The 14,818-nt window shown below is 73.7% G+C and carries 14 protein-coding genes and 1 pseudogene; 7 read left to right on the top strand and 8 right to left on the bottom strand.

All coding sequences use genetic code 11. The annotated features are described in order from the left end of the window. Positions 1-54: 54 nt before the first annotated feature. A complete protein-coding gene (locus AB0K82_RS08225; protein ID WP_364394272.1) occupies positions 55-309 on the top strand; it encodes a DUF2530 domain-containing protein in 255 nt (84 codons plus the stop codon). A 133-nt stretch (positions 310-442) separates the two neighbouring features. Here the strand turns inward: AB0K82_RS08225 and AB0K82_RS08220 are convergent, their stop codons facing one another. Next, the gene (locus AB0K82_RS08220) at positions 443-1,285 is read right to left on the bottom strand and encodes an NAD(P)H-binding protein (protein WP_364394270.1); all 843 of its coding nucleotides are present in this window, start codon (positions 1,283-1,285) and stop codon (positions 443-445) included. A gap of 87 nt (positions 1,286-1,372) precedes the next feature. On the opposite strand from AB0K82_RS08220, the gene AB0K82_RS08215 reads away from it, so the two are divergent. Then, positions 1,373-1,975 (top strand): TetR/AcrR family transcriptional regulator, encoded by a 603-nt coding sequence (locus tag AB0K82_RS08215; RefSeq protein WP_364394268.1) that lies wholly within the window; start codon positions 1,373-1,375, stop codon positions 1,973-1,975. A 106-nt stretch (positions 1,976-2,081) separates the two neighbouring features. Here AB0K82_RS08215 and AB0K82_RS08210 read toward each other — a convergent pair whose 3' ends face one another. After that, a complete protein-coding gene (locus AB0K82_RS08210; RefSeq protein WP_364394266.1) occupies positions 2,082-5,087 on the bottom strand; it encodes a hypothetical protein in 3,006 nt (1,001 codons plus the stop codon). Between the two features lie 297 nt (positions 5,088-5,384). Next, positions 5,385-6,197, bottom strand: a complete 813-nt coding sequence (locus AB0K82_RS08205) for a DUF3027 domain-containing protein (RefSeq protein ID WP_364394264.1) — start codon at positions 6,195-6,197, stop codon at positions 5,385-5,387. 60 nt (positions 6,198-6,257) lie between these two features. Between AB0K82_RS08205 and AB0K82_RS08200 the strand changes: the two genes are divergently transcribed. Continuing rightward, complete coding sequence (locus AB0K82_RS08200; protein ID WP_364394261.1) at positions 6,258-7,661, top strand: MFS transporter; 1,404 nt, start codon at positions 6,258-6,260, stop codon at positions 7,659-7,661. Positions 7,662-7,772: 111 nt separating this feature from the next. On the opposite strand, the gene AB0K82_RS08195 is transcribed toward AB0K82_RS08200, so the two are convergent. After that, complete coding sequence (locus AB0K82_RS08195; RefSeq protein WP_364394259.1) at positions 7,773-8,159, bottom strand: cold-shock protein; 387 nt, start codon at positions 8,157-8,159, stop codon at positions 7,773-7,775. A 45-nt stretch (positions 8,160-8,204) separates the two neighbouring features. Continuing rightward, a complete protein-coding gene (locus AB0K82_RS08190; RefSeq protein WP_364394257.1) occupies positions 8,205-8,828 on the bottom strand; it encodes an HAD hydrolase-like protein in 624 nt (207 codons plus the stop codon). A gap of 242 nt (positions 8,829-9,070) precedes the next feature. Here AB0K82_RS08190 and AB0K82_RS08185 point away from each other — a divergent pair, with 242 nt between their 5' ends. Continuing rightward, positions 9,071-9,475 (top strand): hypothetical protein, encoded by a 405-nt coding sequence (locus AB0K82_RS08185; protein WP_364394255.1) that lies wholly within the window; start codon positions 9,071-9,073, stop codon positions 9,473-9,475. A gap of 104 nt (positions 9,476-9,579) precedes the next feature. Continuing rightward, complete coding sequence (locus AB0K82_RS08180; RefSeq protein ID WP_345355235.1) at positions 9,580-10,197, top strand: helix-turn-helix domain-containing protein; 618 nt, start codon at positions 9,580-9,582, stop codon at positions 10,195-10,197. Positions 10,198-10,324: 127 nt separating this feature from the next. Here AB0K82_RS08180 and AB0K82_RS08175 read toward each other — a convergent pair whose 3' ends face one another. Genes AB0K82_RS08175 through AB0K82_RS08165 form a run of 3 tightly spaced genes read right to left on the bottom strand, consistent with a single transcriptional unit; the run spans position 10,325 to position 12,484 of the window. Continuing rightward, positions 10,325-11,197 (bottom strand): ABC transporter permease, encoded by an 873-nt coding sequence (locus tag AB0K82_RS08175; RefSeq protein ID WP_364394252.1) that lies wholly within the window; start codon positions 11,195-11,197, stop codon positions 10,325-10,327. Beyond that, complete coding sequence (locus tag AB0K82_RS08170; RefSeq protein WP_364394250.1) at positions 11,109-11,933, bottom strand: ATP-binding cassette domain-containing protein; 825 nt, start codon at positions 11,931-11,933, stop codon at positions 11,109-11,111. Before AB0K82_RS08170 ends, AB0K82_RS08175 begins: the two co-directional genes overlap by 89 nt. Next, a complete protein-coding gene (locus tag AB0K82_RS08165; protein WP_364394248.1) occupies positions 11,930-12,484 on the bottom strand; it encodes a MarR family transcriptional regulator in 555 nt (184 codons plus the stop codon). The genes AB0K82_RS08170 and AB0K82_RS08165 overlap by 4 nt, the downstream gene beginning before the upstream one ends. A gap of 261 nt (positions 12,485-12,745) precedes the next feature. Here AB0K82_RS08165 and AB0K82_RS08160 point away from each other — a divergent pair, with 261 nt between their 5' ends. Continuing rightward, positions 12,746-13,999, top strand: a complete 1,254-nt coding sequence (locus AB0K82_RS08160; RefSeq protein WP_364394246.1) for an MFS transporter — start codon at positions 12,746-12,748, stop codon at positions 13,997-13,999. Between the two features lie 66 nt (positions 14,000-14,065). Further along, positions 14,066-14,818: pseudogene (locus tag AB0K82_RS08155) on the top strand (hypothetical protein); the annotation flags it as partial.

Below are 14,818 nucleotides of genomic sequence, written 5' to 3'. Positions count from 1 at the left end.
CGGTGTCCGCCCCGGCGATCGCAGTGATCAACTGGGCCGGTTACGCTGATTGCCATGAGTCCCGAGCGGCGTCACGTCCCGGAACCGATCAAGACCAACGACGTCCTGACCGCCGCCGCCGGCGCGGCGGCGTTCGCCGTGGCGTTCATCGTGCTCCTGCTCGTCCCGCTGCCCGCCCGCGACCATTGGTGGCGCTGGGTCTGCGTGACCGGCTTCGCGATGGGCGTCTTCGGCTGCTGGTACATCCCGCGCCTCCAGCGGGCCCGCGAAGCCGCCGCCCACCGCCACGCCCACACGCCCGAGACCTGATCCCCGGTCGTCGCGCCGGCGCGCCACACCCCACCCGATACGTGTCAAGGGCGGGAACGGCTGCCTGAGTCGCCGTTCCCGCCTACATTGAGTACCTACCCGATCTACCGACGGTATTCCTCCGAGTCGTGTGTCAGCGGAAGACGGCGGCGTTGCGGTGCGCCCAGGCCGCGAAGGGACGGGGCGCGCGGCCGAGGACGCGCTCGACGTCGGGGCTGACGCGCTGCTCCTCGGGAGTCGGCTCACCGAGGATGGCGAGGGTCGTCTGGGCCACCGGCTCGGGCATGAACCGCAGCATCTGCGCGAGGGCCTCGTCACGGGTCTGCTCGACGAACCGGATCGGCTCCCCGATCGCGGCACCGATGGCCTCGGCCTGCTGCCGGGGCGTGACGGGGGTGGGGCCGGTCAGCGTGTAGACCCGCCCGGCGTGACCGTCCTCGCGCAGGACCGCGGCGGCGACCTCGGCGACGTCGTCCGGGTCGACGGTCGGCAGGCCGACGCCGGCGAACGGCGCGGCGATGGTCCGCTGCGCGCGGACCGGCTCGGCCCAGGCGTACCTGTTGGAGTCGAGGCCGCCGGGCCGCAGGATCGTCCAGTCCAGGCCCGACTCCCGGACGGCGTCCTCGATGGACCGCATCACGGCCCCGTGCGAGGGCGACTCCGGCCGGGTCGCGACACCCTGGGAGGACAGCAGCACCACCCGCGTGACGCCGCCGGCCTTGGCGGCGTCGAGGATGTCCTGCGGACTGATCAGGTGCGCGCCGGAGCCGCTCTGCAGGAACAGCGTGTCGGCGCCGTCGAAGACGGGGCGGAGGCCGTCCGGGGCGGTCAGGTCCGCCCGGCGGTGCCGGACGCCCTGCGGCACGTCGGCCTCTGAGATCCCGCGGGACGTCGCCACCACCTGCTCGCCGGCCTCCACGAGGACCCGCACGAGGGATCGGCCGACATTGCCGGTCGCGCCTGTCACCACGATCATGTCGATCTCCTTGAAGTTAGTTAGTTAGTTGACTGACTGAGAAAGACGTTAGCACGGATCCCGAGGGTGCTGTCTATAGTCAGTTGGGTGACTGACTCAACAAAGTCCCGGGCGCGCGGAACGGACAAGCGCCGCCGCCTGACGGCGGCGGCCGCCGAGGTCCTCCACCGGCAAGGCGTCGAGCGCACCACCATCGCCGACATCGCCAAGACCGCCGACGTGCCCGTCGGGAACGTCTACTACTACTTCAAGACCAAGGACGAACTCGTCCAGGCCGCCCTGTCCGAACACGAGGGGAACCTGGCCGAGCTCACCGCCGAGCTGGACAGGCTGCCCGACCCCCTCGACCGACTCAAGGCCCTCGTCCACGCCTGGGTCGGCCAACGTGACATCGCCGTCCGGTTCGGCTGCCCCACCGGAACCCTCGCCGTCGAACTCGACAAACGCGCCGACGGCACCCTCGACCAGGAGGCGGGCCGCGTCATCCGCGTGCTGCTGGACTGGGTGGAGCACCAGTTCCGCGCGCTCGGCCGCCCCGACCCCGGCGACCTCGCCGTCACGCTCGTCGCCGGCTACCAGGGCATGTCCCTCCTGGCCAACGCCCTGCGCGACCCCGACGTCATGACCCGCGAAGGGGACCGCCTGATCCGCTGGCTCGACACCCCGGCCGCCGGCGGCGCCGCGTCCTGACCGACGGCGCCTCCCAGCTCAGGCACCGCCCGGATCGGCCCGCGAGGAGCAGTGGAGCCGAGATCGGGCCCCGGCGGCGTCTGCCGCAGCCGGCTCCGCTGGTCGATCAGGCTCGGCGGGTCTCACGGGCCAGGTCCTCCTCGGCGAGGAGGTCAGGGAGGCTCTCCGGCTCGCGGAGGGCCGCCTCGGCGAGGAGACGGTCGGGCCAGCGGTCGCAGGCCCAGGCCAGGCCCCGCGCCAGGCCGGCCGGGCCGCTCGCGTGCACGGTGCCGTCGGCGTACCACCAGGGGATCTCCTGGCCGTCCACGATGAGCCGCTCGTGGTGGACGTAGGACGTGGGCGCGTCGGGCAGCACCGCGCGCACCGCCTCCGGCACCGGGTGCTCCTCCCCCGCCGACTCGAGCACGCCGGGGACCTCCTCGCCGCCCAGAGCCAGCTCGAGGAGGTCCGCGAGGTGCGGCGGCACGAACAGCAGCGGCTGGCCGCGCAGGAGTGGCAGCAGGTCGGGGCGGTCGACGACGATGGCGTCCTCGGCCGGGACGATCTCCGGCTCGCCGTCCACCAGGGCCCGTACGCGGTCCGGCGGCTCGACGTCCAGCTCCTCCGTACGGGCGAGCGCCGCCCACAGCTCGCGCAGCCGCTCGCGGGACAGCGTACGGGCCGGGTCGGTGAGACGGTCGAGGAGCTCGGCCGGGCCGTCCGGCTCGGCTAGCAGCGCCGCCACGGTGGTGCGCACGCCGAGCGCCCTGGCGATCCCCGGGTCCAGTCGCGGCGGGGCCGGGTCGTACAGGTCGGCCAGGTCCTCGCCGAGGCACAGCGCGTCGGGGCGCCGGCCGTCCAGGACGGGATGCCGGCCCAGCCACCACGCGGTGTACGAGGGGGCGTCCACCTGGCGGCCGTCGGCGAGCACGACGCGGGCCGGCCCGACGATGGCGGCCCGCAGGTCCGGCTCGGCCAGCAGCCGGAACGCGCCCGCCCAGTCGGCGACGAACTCCAGGTCGCGGACCGCGGTGAACTCCGGGATGACGTACCCGGCGCCGAACCGCTCCGCCCACAGCTCCTCGTCGTCGAGGTGGAACTCCGGCTCGATGACGTCCTCGGCCCGGACCAGCGCGAACGTCCGCAGCACGCCGGCGGCCTCGAGGACCTCCGCGCCGTACCGCTCGACCAGGTCGGCGTCCGCGACGCCGAACGGCGCGTCCTCGGCGATCACGTCGGCCAGCGGCGCTCCCGGCAGCAGCAGTTCCCCGGCGGGGTACGGCTCGCCGTCGTCGCCGGGCAGCGCCAGCTCGGCCAGCCACGGCTCCTCGCCCGGCCGCAGGTGGGCGCGGCCGACGAGGGTGAGGACGGCGTGCCAGATCGGCTCGGGGTCCTCCTCGTCGTACGACGCGGCGACCGCCGCGCGCGTCGCCGGGTCGGTGAGCACGGCGCGCGGGCCCGCCTCGATCGCGCCGAGCCGCAGCAGGAGCGGGTGCGCGGCCTCCGGGTGGACGACGCGCAGGCCGAGCACGTCCAGACCCTCCGGGTCGGTGATGAGGAGCCCGCGCGGCCCGCGTACGGTGCGGCCGTCGGCGAGGGGCACGGGCAGCCCGGCGAGCGGGTCCCGGTCGGCGCCGTCCAGCGCGGCGTACAGCCGCCGCCACCAGGCCGGCTCGCGGTCCAGACCGGCGAGCGCGTCGGCGACGTCGGCGAGGCTCAGGCGGCGGACACCGAGCGCGGCGAGGGCCGGGTGGCGGGCCGGCCAGCCGGCGGGCAGCAGACCGGGCAGGACCTCCGACAGCACGGCGGGCAACGCGCCGGGACCGTCGACGACCACGGCGTCCCGCCCCCGGACCCGGACCGGCCCGACTCCGGACTCCGCGTCAGGCCCGAAGCCCGGTTCGGCCCCCGGGCCGCCGCCGGGTTCGGCGCCCGGCGCGGTCCCCGGTTCCACGTCCCGGTCCGTAGCCGCGTTCTCGACGGCGGGCAGAAGCGGGAGGTCGGGGAGGCGGGTCAGGATCGCGCGGCGGAGCCGGGCGTCCAGCTCGCCCTTGGCGACCGGGCCGGGCACGAGGTCGAGGAGCCGCGGGGTCGGCGGCAGCAGCGCGGTGTACGCCTCGGCCGCCCGTTCGATCAGGAAGTCGGTCAGCGGACCGGGGGCGACGTGCCGCCGGTCGGGGGCCAGCGGGAAGGACGCGATGAGCAGCGCGGGCAGGCCGAGCGGCTCGTCGCTGGGCGTGGGCGCGTGGATGACGGCCGGTACGTCGTCCGGCAGCGGCTCGTCGGTGATCGCCCAGCGCACCTGCCAGTACGGCCGTTCCTCGACCGGGCGGTCCGCCAGCAGCCCCGCCGCGACCGTCCCGTGGGCCTCGGCGGTGCGCCAGGTCGTGCCGTTCACGGTCACCGCGCCGGTCGCGGCCCCCTCCGCCGGGGTGTCCCAGGTGGCGCGGAGCGTACGGACGTCGCCGTCGGCGTCGATCGTGATCTCGGCGAGGGCCGGCAGGGACAGCAGCAGGGCCGGCCCGGTCTCCGCCAGCAGCCGCCGGACCAGCGCCTCGGCGTCCGCGTCCCGCAGCGGCAGCCGTACGAGCGTGTCGTAGCCCTCGGGGACGGGAGCGGCGGGCGCGGCGAACGGCAGGCGCAGGACCGGCACGTGACCGCCGCGCCGGTCCAGCTCGGCGGCGAGCGCGGGCACCGGCGCGGCGGCGGCGCGGGTGCGCGCGGCGGACCAGGCGACCGCCGGACCGGCTCCGGAGACGATCGCGGGCTCGTCGCTGACCGCGACCACGGCGGCGAAGCCGACACCGAACCGGCCGACCGCGTGAGCGTCGTCGCGTTTGGCGGAGGCGCGGAGCGTGCTCAGCGCCTCGACCCCGGCGGCGTCCAGCGGCGCGCCGACGTTCGCGGCGCTCAGGACGCCGTCCCGCAGGGTGAACCGGATCCGGCCGGGCACACCGGCCCGGGCGGCGGCGTCGGCGGCGTTCTGCGCCAGCTCGACGATCACCCGGTCCCGGTAGCCGCCGCGCGTGTGGTCCTCTTCGGCGTTGGCGTCCTCACGGAACCGCGCCGGCGACGCGCTCCAGGCGGCCAGCACCCGCTCCCGGATCGCCGTGGTGCCGAACGGGTCGTCCATCTTCTGCCTCCACGGCTGCTCCGGTGCCGGCCGCCCATCACTTGCGGCCGGTCATCTGCGCCAATCACCTGCGGCCGGTCGGCTGTGCCCGGTCGCGCTAGAGCCGGCGCCTGCGCCGGCCGTTCACGGCCGCCCACGCCGGCCGCTCGCGCCGGTCGCGCTGGGGCCGGTCGCGCTGGGGCCGGTCATTTGCGGCCGGTCGCGCTGGGGCCGGTCGCCTGCGCCGGTCGTTCGCGGCCCGTCACCTGCGCCGGTCGGGGTCAGGGCCGGTCGGCTGTGGCCGATCGGTTGGGCCGGTCAGCTGTGGCCGAGGGCCTCCTCCTCGGTGAGCGTGGCCGACGGCACGACGTCGTAGCCCATCTCGTCGACGATCGGCGGCGCGGCCTCGGTCGCGGGCGGCGTCACGGCGGCCTCGGAGTGGGCGCCGCACCCGTGGTCGACGGCGACGACCCTGCCGTCGTCGGGCGCGTACTCGTTGGCGCACACGCCGAAGACCTGCCGCAGCGAGCCCGCGAGCGGCAGGAAGAACCCGCAGGTCGCGCACTGCGCGGGGGCGGAGCGGGCGATCGGGGTGTCGGGGCCGGCGTCTCCGGTGTGCCAGCGGGCGGCGGCCTCCTCGCGGCCCTCGGCGGACAGCACGCGGGCCTTGCCGAGGCCCAGCTCCCAGCCGAGCTCCGCGCCGACCTCCTCCGACGGCGCGAATCCGGGCGCCAGGCGCGGGTCGTCCGGCGGCGTCGGCAGCAGGTCGCCGGGGCCGAGATCGCCGGGGCGCAGCCGGTCGCTCCACGGCACCCACGCGGGGGCGAGCATGGCGTCCTGGCCGGGCAGCAGCACGGCCTCGCTGACGGTGGCGTGCTTGGCCCGGGCCGCGCGGACGACGGAGACGGCCCACCGCCAGCCGCGGTACGCCGGGTCCAGGCAGGCGAAGTAGTGGGTGACGACCCGGTCCCCTTCGGGAACCATCCCGACGTGGTCGCCGACGAACTCCGGCCGAGACGTCTCCCCGGCCGCCGCGCGTGCCAGATCAACGGCCTCGGCGGCGATGGCGTCGATCACGGGGGTACGGCTGCGCCGGTTGGCGGCCGGACTGGTGGAACGCACAGGACTCACATACACGATTGTCGCCCATGGACGGGCATGGGTTTGCCGCGAAGAGGCAGACTGGACGGCATGAGTTTGTGGTCACGTACGGGTGCCGCCGGGCGGGCGGTGCGCGCGGTGGCCCAGAGGATGGGGCGGGCGACGCGCAGGGCCACTCACGCCGGGGGCGCGGGCGGCAGCGGCCTGGGCGCCCTGATCGAGCTGAACGCGCTGAACAGCGCCGGTGACGCCCTGATCGCGGTGGCGCTGGCGGGCACGATGTTCTTCAACCTGGACGTTCAGCAGGCCCGCGGTCAGGTGGCGCTTTACCTGCTGGTGACGATGGCGCCGTTCGCGCTGGTCGCGCCGTTGATCGGCCCCGTGCTCGACCGCATGCGCCACGCCCGCCGGATCGCGATCGCGGGCACGATGCTGGCCCGCGGCCTGCTGTGCTGGGGCATGGCCGGGGCGGTGCTGCACAAGGATCCGGTCACGCTGATGCCCGCGGCGTTCGGCGCGCTGGTGCTGTCCAAGGCGTTCGGGGTGTCGCGGAACGCCGTCACGCCCCGCGTGCTGCCACCCGGCCTGGCCCTGGTCACCGCGAACGCCCGCGCCTCCTTCACCGGCCTGGTCGCCGCGTCGATCATGGCGCCGCTCGGCGCCGGGCTGGTCGCCGTCGCGAACGCCGGCTGGGCGCTGCGCGCCGCCACGGTCCTCTTCATGGTCGGCGCGATCTCCGCCATGCGGCTGCCGTCGCACGTGGACACGCCCGAGGCCGACGTCGCGCAGGCCCGGAGCGAGGAGGGCGAGGAGAGCGGCGGGGCCGGGGAGCGTACGGACGGCCGGGGCCGGTGGCGGACCCTCCTGCGGGTCGGGCCGGTGGTCGCCGAGGCGATGCTCGCCAACGCCGCCCTGCGGGCGTTCAGCGGGTTCCTGATCCTGTATCTGGCGTTCCTGCTGCGGACCAAGGGCTTCGTCGACGCCGTCTCGCCGAACATCGCGCTCGGCATGCTCGCCGCCGCGGCGGGCGCGGGCGGCCTGGCCGGTACCGGTCTGGGCGCCCTGGTCAAGGCGCGGGCGCCGCGGGCGATCGTCTTCGGCACGCTGCTGGCGGCGACCGTGACCGCGGCGGTGTGCGCCGCGTTCTTCGGGCTGATCGCCGCCCTGGTGGTGGCGTTCGTCGGCGCGCTCGGCCAGTCCCTGGGCAAGCTGGGCCTCGACGCGATCGTGCAGCGCGAGGTCGGCGAGGAGATCCGCTCGTCGACGTTCGCGGTGACCGAGACCGTGCACCAGCTCGTCTGGGTGGTCGGCGGGCTGACCGGCCTGGGCATGTCGATCGTGGCCGCCAACGGCCACATCGCGCTCGCCGTGGTCGCGGGCGCGCTCGCGCTGTCGCTGGTCACGCTGGCGGCTCCACGCAGGAGCCGCCGCGCCGTACGACGCCGGAAGCGCGCCGCGGAGAGCGAGCCCAGCGTCGCCGACACGACCGCCTGACGCCGCGGGCTCACCGCCGCGCTCGCTGCGCGGCCGGCTTATCCCTCGCCGGCCACGGAGCGTCGACCGGCCTCTCTCGAGGCCCGCCTCAGCCGCTCGCTCGCTAGCCGGCTACTGCGGGTCCAGGTCGTCCGCGACCGCGCGCAGCACCTCGCCGATCTTCTTGGCGACCCGGCCCTCGGGGTGCTTGCCCCGCCGGTACGTCGTGGAGACGCCGTCGAGAAGCTTGATGAGGTCCTCGACGATCGGCACCATCTCGTCGGGCTTCTTGCGCTTGGCCTTGACCACCGACGGCGGGTTGTCGAGCGCGCGGACGCTCAGCGCCTGCTGCCCCTTGCGGCCCTCGACGACCCCGAACTCCACGCGCTGCCCGGGTTTGAGCGAGGTCACGCCGCCGGGCAGCGCGGAGGAATGAACGAACACCTCACCACCGTCATCGCGGGTGAGGAAGCCGAATCCCTTGTCGGCGTCGTACCACTTGACCTTGCCAGTGGGCACAGGGGACCTCGTTGCTAGCTCTTGTCCGGGCGAGTCACATCAAGGCTATTGCCTCGACGGGGAACCAGGATTGATCAGTTCGTTCAAAGTGTCCGGGAAACCCCGCAAATCGGGCAACACGATATCGGCTCCGTAGGCGCGGAGCGTCTCCGAATCGTACGGTCCGGTGGCGATCGCGACGCTGCGGACGCCCGCCGCCCGCGCCGCGTCGATGTCGGCGACGTGGTCCCCGGCGTACGCCGTGGCGCCGAACCTCCTCAGCGCCTCGCCCTTGGCCGCGGCGTAGAAGCCGCCGGCCACCTCATCGACCCGCAGGCCGAGGAATCGGACGGTGGCCTCGGCGTCGTGCTGGTTCTTGGCGGTGACGACGATGACGCGCCCGCCCCGGTCCCGTACGGCGTCGACGGCCGCGTCCGCGCCGGGCATCGGCAACGTACGGGGCACCGCGATCTCTTCGTAGACGGCGCGGTACCGGGAGGCCATCTCCGGAACGTGCTCGGGGGGGAACCAGTGGGCCAGTTCGAGTTCCAGCGGCGGGCCGAGCCGCGAGACGACGGCGGCGATGTCGATGAACACCCCCGTCTCCGCCGCCAGCCGGCCGTAGACCGCGCCGATGGCGTCCCGGGTGTCGGCGAGTGTCAGGTCCAGGTCGAATCCCACAGCGAGCACGCGCCATAGGGTACGTACCATGCGCAGACACGCGTGCCCGCGCCCTCCCGGTAGTGGCGATGCGACGGGATCCGAGTGGGAGGGCGCGGAGTCTGCGCGAAATCTGGATCTATTGATTTGGTCACCGGTCGAGCCTGCATTAATTACAAGCCCGTAACTGCGGTTACGTGTTGCGGATATACCCAGTGACCACGCTCCGAACCGCACCGACGTCGATCCGCTCTCGAGAGTAAGAAAAGAAAATGGCGAGATGGCGTAGTAAATCCGGAAATGTTGCCGAGGATTCCGGCCAGGACGCCGCCGAGCGGACCGTTCCGCACTCCGGACGGCACCGGCCCGACGGCGAGCGGATCCGGACCGGCCTGGGCAGGACGACGGGCGTCCTGGCGACCCTGGTCGCGGTCGCGGCGACGGTCATCGCCGTCGTCCTGGCCCTGCACATCGCCTTCGTGGTGTTCTCGGCCAACCAGGCGAATCCCATCGTGCGCACGGTGAACGACTGGTCGCACGGGCTCGCCTGGGAGTTCCGGGACCTGTTCACGCCCAAGGACAGGCGGGTGGCGGTGCTCGTCGACTACGGGATCGCCGCCGTCGTGTACCTCATCGCCGGAAGGGTCGGCGCCGGGCTGATCCGGCGGATTCACTGAACCCCGCGCCCGTAACCCGCGGCGCGGTGCCACATACGGCCGTTCCGTCGGACATCGGCCGACCGCTCGATGGCCTACGCTCTTTCTCGGAGGAGCTACCGAAAATGCAAAGATCGACCCGAGAACGGATCGTCGCCGAGGCGCTCCGGCTCTTCGCGGAGCGCGGATACGCCGCGACATCCGTCGCGGAGATCGAGGCCGCCGCGGGCCTGTCCCCCGGCGCCGGCGGGCTCTACCGCCACTTCCGCTCCAAGGAAGAGGTCCTGGGCGCCGCCGTGCGCGAGCACATCGCCCGTACGGCCGAGCAGATCGCCAAGACCTTCGAGCAGTCGGCCGCGATCCGCGAGCAGCCCTTGGCGGACCGGCTGCGCCTCGCGGCCGCCGCCGGCCTGCGCAAGATGCGGGAGGAGGCCGACCTCATCCGGGTCCTGTTCCGCGACCTCGACAAGTTCCCGGGCCTCGTGACCGAGATGCGCGAGGGCATCGCCAACCCGCTGTACGACCTGTTCGCCAAGTGGCTGTCCGGCCAGCCGGAGATGGCCGGGATCGACGAGGACTGGGACGCCGTCGCCCTCGCGCTCGGCGGGTCGATCGTCAACTACTGGCTGGCCCAGGACGCCCTGTACGAACCGCCGAACCGGATCGACGAGGAGCGTTTCGTGGCCGGCTGGACCCGCCTCGCCATGGGCCTCGTCGGCACCACGGCGGAGGCGGTCCAGTAACCCCGGGCCGGCGGGTCGACCGGCTCAGCGGTTCAATCGGCCCGGCCGACTGGCACGGCCGACTGGCACGTCCGGTCCAGCGGACCGGCCGGTCCGGCGGTTCGGTCGGTCCGGCGGTTCGGTCGGCTCAGCGAACCAGGCGGCCCAGCAGCGCCGACGCGGCGGCGATCCCCGCGATCGCGGCGACCACGAGCACGCCGATGTCGAGGAGCAGGTGCCCCGGCGTGCCGATGAGCAGGTTGCGCAGCGCGTCGACCTCATAGCTCAGCGGGTTGATGTGGCTGATCGCCTGGAGCCACCCCGGCATCAGGTCGACCGGGTACAGCGCGTTCGAGCCGAAGAACAGCGGCATCGTGATCGCCTGGCCGATGCCCATCAGCCGGTCGCGGGACATGGCCAGCCCGGCGATGGTCATGGACAGGCAGGAGAAGAACGCCGTGCCGAGCATGACGACCACGACGACCCCGAGCCACCGCAGCGGGTTGACCGTCAGGGCCACGCCGAGCAGCGCGGACAGCACGAGGATCGCGACGGCCTGCGCCAGCGAGCGCACCCCCGCGGCGAACGCCTTGCCGGTGACCAGCGCGGCCCGCGGAGTGGGCGTGACGAGCAGCTTGGCCAGCACGCCCGCGTCCCGCTCCCAGATGATCTGGATCCCGTAGAAGATCGCGATGAACAGCGCGGACTGGGCGAGGATCCCCGGCGCGAGGTAGTCCAGGTAGGGAACCTTCCCGGTCGGTATGGCCTTGATCCGGGAGAACGTCTCCCCGAAGATCAGCAACCACAGCGCGGGCTGGATCGCGCGGGTGTACAGCTCGGTCCGGTCGTGCCGCATCTTCTGCAGCTCGACGATGCACATCGCCGCGACCCGGGCGAGCAGCAGCCGCCAGGGGGCGCGAGGATGCGCCGACTCAGCCGAGCCGACCCGCGGTGCGCCGAGTTCGGCGGGCGTCGCGGAAGCCGTCTCCCGGCTCGTCGAGCCGGTCTCCGGTGTAGGCACGGAACACCTCCTCCAGGGTGGCGCCCGGTTCGAGCCCGGACTTGAGTTCGGACGGGGTGCCGAGCGCCTGCACCCGGCCCCGGTGCATCAGGGCGATCCGGCCGCAGTGCTGGTCGGCCTCGTCCATGTAGTGGGTGGTGACCAGGACGGTCATGCCGGTCGCGCGCCGTACCTCCTGGATACGCTCCCAGACGCCGTCGCGCGCGACCGGGTCCAGGCCGATCGTCGGCTCGTCGAGGATCAGCAGGCGCGGCGCGCTGACGAGCGCCTGGGCCAGCTCGAGTCGCCGGATCATCCCGCCGGAGTACGTCTGGGCGCGCCGTTCGGCGGCGTCGGCGAGCCCGACGGCCGCCAGGACCTCCTCGACGCGTTCCTTGCGCTGCCGGCGCGGCACGTCGAACAGCCGGGCGAACAGCTCGACGTTCTCCCGCCCGGTCAGCGCGGCGTCCGCGGACAGTTGCTGGGGCAGGTAGCCGATCGCCCGGCGTACGGCCATCCGGTGCCGCGCGACGTCGAGCCCGAACACCTCCACCATGCCGGGCCGGGCCGGCAGCAGCGTGGTGATCAGCCGGATCGTCGTGGTCTTGCCGGCTCCGTTCGGCCCCAGCAGGCCGAAGATCTCTCCTTCGGCCACGTCGAGGTCGACGCCGTCGACCGCGACCTTGTCGCCGAACGCGTGCCGCAGCCCTCGGCACACGACCGCATGTCGATCGGCCGGTCCGCTCTCGCCGTTCATGCCTCACCCCCGTCGGAAGATGGGTGTTCCTGTGCGCCATCCGGGTCACCGTTCGCGTCGCCGCCCGCGTCGCCGTTCGGGACGGCGCGCGGGGCGCCGGCCGCGGGCTCGGCCAGGCGGGCGAGCAGCCGGCGCAGGGCGGGCAGCGCCGCGGTGATCGTCTCCCGGTCCTCCTCGGACAGCTCTTCGAGCCGGGCCCCGACGAGCCGCGCCCGGCGGTCGCGCCAGTCCGCGATCCGGCGGCGCGCCGCGTCGGTGAGCTCCAGCCGGGCGGCCCGGCGGTCGTCCGGGTCCGTCTCCCGGCGCAGCATCCCGGCCCGTACGAGCTGGTTCACCAGCGTGCTGACCGAGTTGTCGGCCAGCCGGAGTTCGCGCGCGGCCGCAGCCACGCTCACACCAGGGGTGCGGCCGACGACCAGCATGAGCTCGATCTGCGCCGGACGCAGGTCGGGCGGCGGCGACGCGCCACGCAGCCTGCGCCGTACGAGACGGCGCATCGCCATGGTCACGTCCATGAGGTCGCCGCCCAGCCGGACGCCATCGCTACCCATAAATCCGGATATTACCTCCTTAGCAGAGGTAATCAATTCGGCTGGGGTTCCCGGGACTCGCGTGACCGCTGAGGATGTGGCGACGAGGGAAGTGACCTCCGCCCATGGGGTTACTCGTCACGGATGGTAAAGCGGACGCTCCATAGAGTGGCCGGCCATCAGGCGTGGCCGGCGCGGACCCCAGGCCCGGACCCCCCGCCCTGCCTCCGGCCCGCCCCGACATTCGGATCGGAGCGCCATGTCCGTACGGAAGGAACAGAAGTGATCGCCACGGTGCGGGGGTTCATGTCGCTGGGCCGCCCCGCCAAGATCCTGCTGGTCAACGAGATCGGGGAGATGGCCGGGCTCCTCATGATCGCGCCGTACCTCGCCGACCACCTCACGCACCACATCGGGCTGGCGGTCTGGCTCGTCGGCCTCGTCCTCGGGCTCCGCCACTTCAGCGAGGGCCTGTTCGCCATGACCGGGACCCTGGCCGACCGCATCGGCTACAAGCCGGTGCTGGTGGCCGGATGCGGGCTGGAGGCGATCGCCTGCGGGCTGTTCGGGCTGTCCGCGGCGGTGCCGTGGCTGATCGGGGCGTCGATCTTCAGCGGGCTCGCCCGCGCGCTGTTCGTCCCCGCCCGGCGCGCCTACCTCGCCCAGGTCGAGAGCGAGCGGAAGGCCGAGGCGTTCGCCCTGGCGGGCGTCTGCCGCCGGATCGGTGTGCTGGTCGGCCCGATCGCCGGCATCCCGATGATGCGTGTCGGGTTCGAGGCGATGTGCCTCACGGCCGCCGCGATCTTCGCCGTCCTCGCGGTGGTGCAGTGGCGGCTGCTGCCGTCCTGCCCCGGCACCCACCAGGGCTCGGACCGCCCGTTCTGGTCCGAGTGGAAGGACGCGCTCGGCGACCGCGTCTTCGTCGCCTTCGCCCTCACGATGTTCGCGTCGTACTCGCTCGTCCACCAGCTCTCGTTCGGGCTGCCGATCGAGGTACGCCACGTGTCCGGCGGCCAGGGCGGCATCACCGCGCTTTTCGTCCTGTCGGCGATCCTCGGCCTCGCCGGGCAGGTCCGGCTCACGCTCTGGTGTGAGCGGCGCTGGACGCCCGGCCAGGCCATGGTGCGCGGGCTGATCATCATGGGCGTCGCGTTCGTCCCGCTGATGCTGCCGCCCTCGCACGGCGGGACGCTCGTCCGGCTGTTCCCGATCATGCTGTGCGCGGCGATCCTGACCGTCGGCACGATGATGGTCTTCCCGTTCGAGATGTCCACCATCGCCGACCTCGCCGGTGACCGCGGCGTCGGGACCTACTACAGCGTCAACAACCTGCTGTCCGGGGTCGGCTCCGTCTTCGGCAACCTGCTCAGCGCCGCCGCGATCGGCCTGTCCCACGCCCTCAACATGGCGGGCCTGCCGTGGCTCGTGCTGGTGCTGCTCGCGCTGGCGTCCGCGACCGCGCTGACCTTCGTGAACAGGGGAGACCGGCTCTCCGCCGGCCGCCTGGCCGGCGCCGAGGTCGGCGCGACTCCCTGACGGGACGGTCGATTCGATCCCGCGCTCGGGACCATCAGGTCGTCATCCGCGAATACCGTTGTGGTCGTGAGCACGGACACCTACGCCGACTGGCTCAGGGCGCGCGACGACGAGGATCTGCGCGCCCTGTTCGCGGCCCGTCCCGAGCTGATCACGCCCGTGCCCGCGGACATGGGAGCGCTGGCGGCTCGGGCCTCCGCGGCATCCGCCGTGTCGCGGGCGCTCGACCGCCTGGACCGGCTCGCCCTCGACCTGTTCGAGGCGTTCCTGGTCCTGCCCTCGCCCGTCGCGTACGGCGACCTCCTGGCGGCCGTCTCCGCCGGGCCGCCCGACGCCGCCCCGGTCCGGGACACCGTCGACCGGCTGCGCGCCCTCGCCCTGGTGTGGGGCGAGGACGACGCGCTGCGGGTGGTGCCCGGCGGGCGGCAGGTCGTCCCGCACCCGGCCGGTCTGGGACCGCCGCTCCGGGAGGCGTTCGCGGCCTACCCGTCCGATCGGCTGGCCGAACTGCTCGACGACCTCGGCCTGGAGTCGGTGGACGAGCTTCCCGGCCGGGTCGGCGCGCTGATCGAGGACGCCGGCCCGGAGGCCGGGGCCGCCCTCGACCGGCTCATGTGGGGACCGCCGGTCGGCCGGGTCGAGGGCGCCCGCCGGCCCGTCACCCTCGCCACGGCCGCCTCCCCCATCGAGCGTCTCCTCGCGCGCGGCCTGCTCGCCGCGACCGACGACCGCACGGTGACGCTGCCCCGCGAGGTCGGCCTGCACCTGCGGGGCGGCCGCGTGTTCGCCGAGCTGCGGACGACGCCGCCGCGGCTCGGC

Source organism: Actinoallomurus sp. NPDC052274, assembly GCF_040679475.1.
GTDB lineage: Bacteria > Actinomycetota > Actinomycetes > Streptosporangiales > Streptosporangiaceae > Actinoallomurus > Actinoallomurus liliacearum.
This window is presented reverse-complemented; position numbering and strand designations above follow the sequence as displayed.

Excerpts from the sequence above, each read along its gene's own strand:
- AB0K82_RS08170 (WP_364394250.1), bottom strand. The coding sequence starts at position 11,933 with ATGAACGGCGAGAGCGGACCGGCCGATCGACATGCGGTCGTGTGCCGA.
- AB0K82_RS08180 (WP_345355235.1), top strand. The coding sequence starts at position 9,580 with ATGCAAAGATCGACCCGAGAACGGATCGTCGCCGAGGCGCTCCGGCTC.
- AB0K82_RS08165 (WP_364394248.1), bottom strand. The coding sequence starts at position 12,484 with ATGGGTAGCGATGGCGTCCGGCTGGGCGGCGACCTCATGGACGTGACC.
- AB0K82_RS08220 (WP_364394270.1), bottom strand. The coding sequence starts at position 1,285 with ATGATCGTGGTGACAGGCGCGACCGGCAATGTCGGCCGATCCCTCGTG.
- AB0K82_RS08200 (WP_364394261.1), top strand. The coding sequence starts at position 6,258 with ATGAGTTTGTGGTCACGTACGGGTGCCGCCGGGCGGGCGGTGCGCGCG.
- AB0K82_RS08185 (WP_364394255.1), top strand. The coding sequence starts at position 9,071 with ATGGCGAGATGGCGTAGTAAATCCGGAAATGTTGCCGAGGATTCCGGC.
- AB0K82_RS08225 (WP_364394272.1), top strand. The coding sequence starts at position 55 with ATGAGTCCCGAGCGGCGTCACGTCCCGGAACCGATCAAGACCAACGAC.
- AB0K82_RS08210 (WP_364394266.1), bottom strand. The coding sequence starts at position 5,087 with ATGGACGACCCGTTCGGCACCACGGCGATCCGGGAGCGGGTGCTGGCC.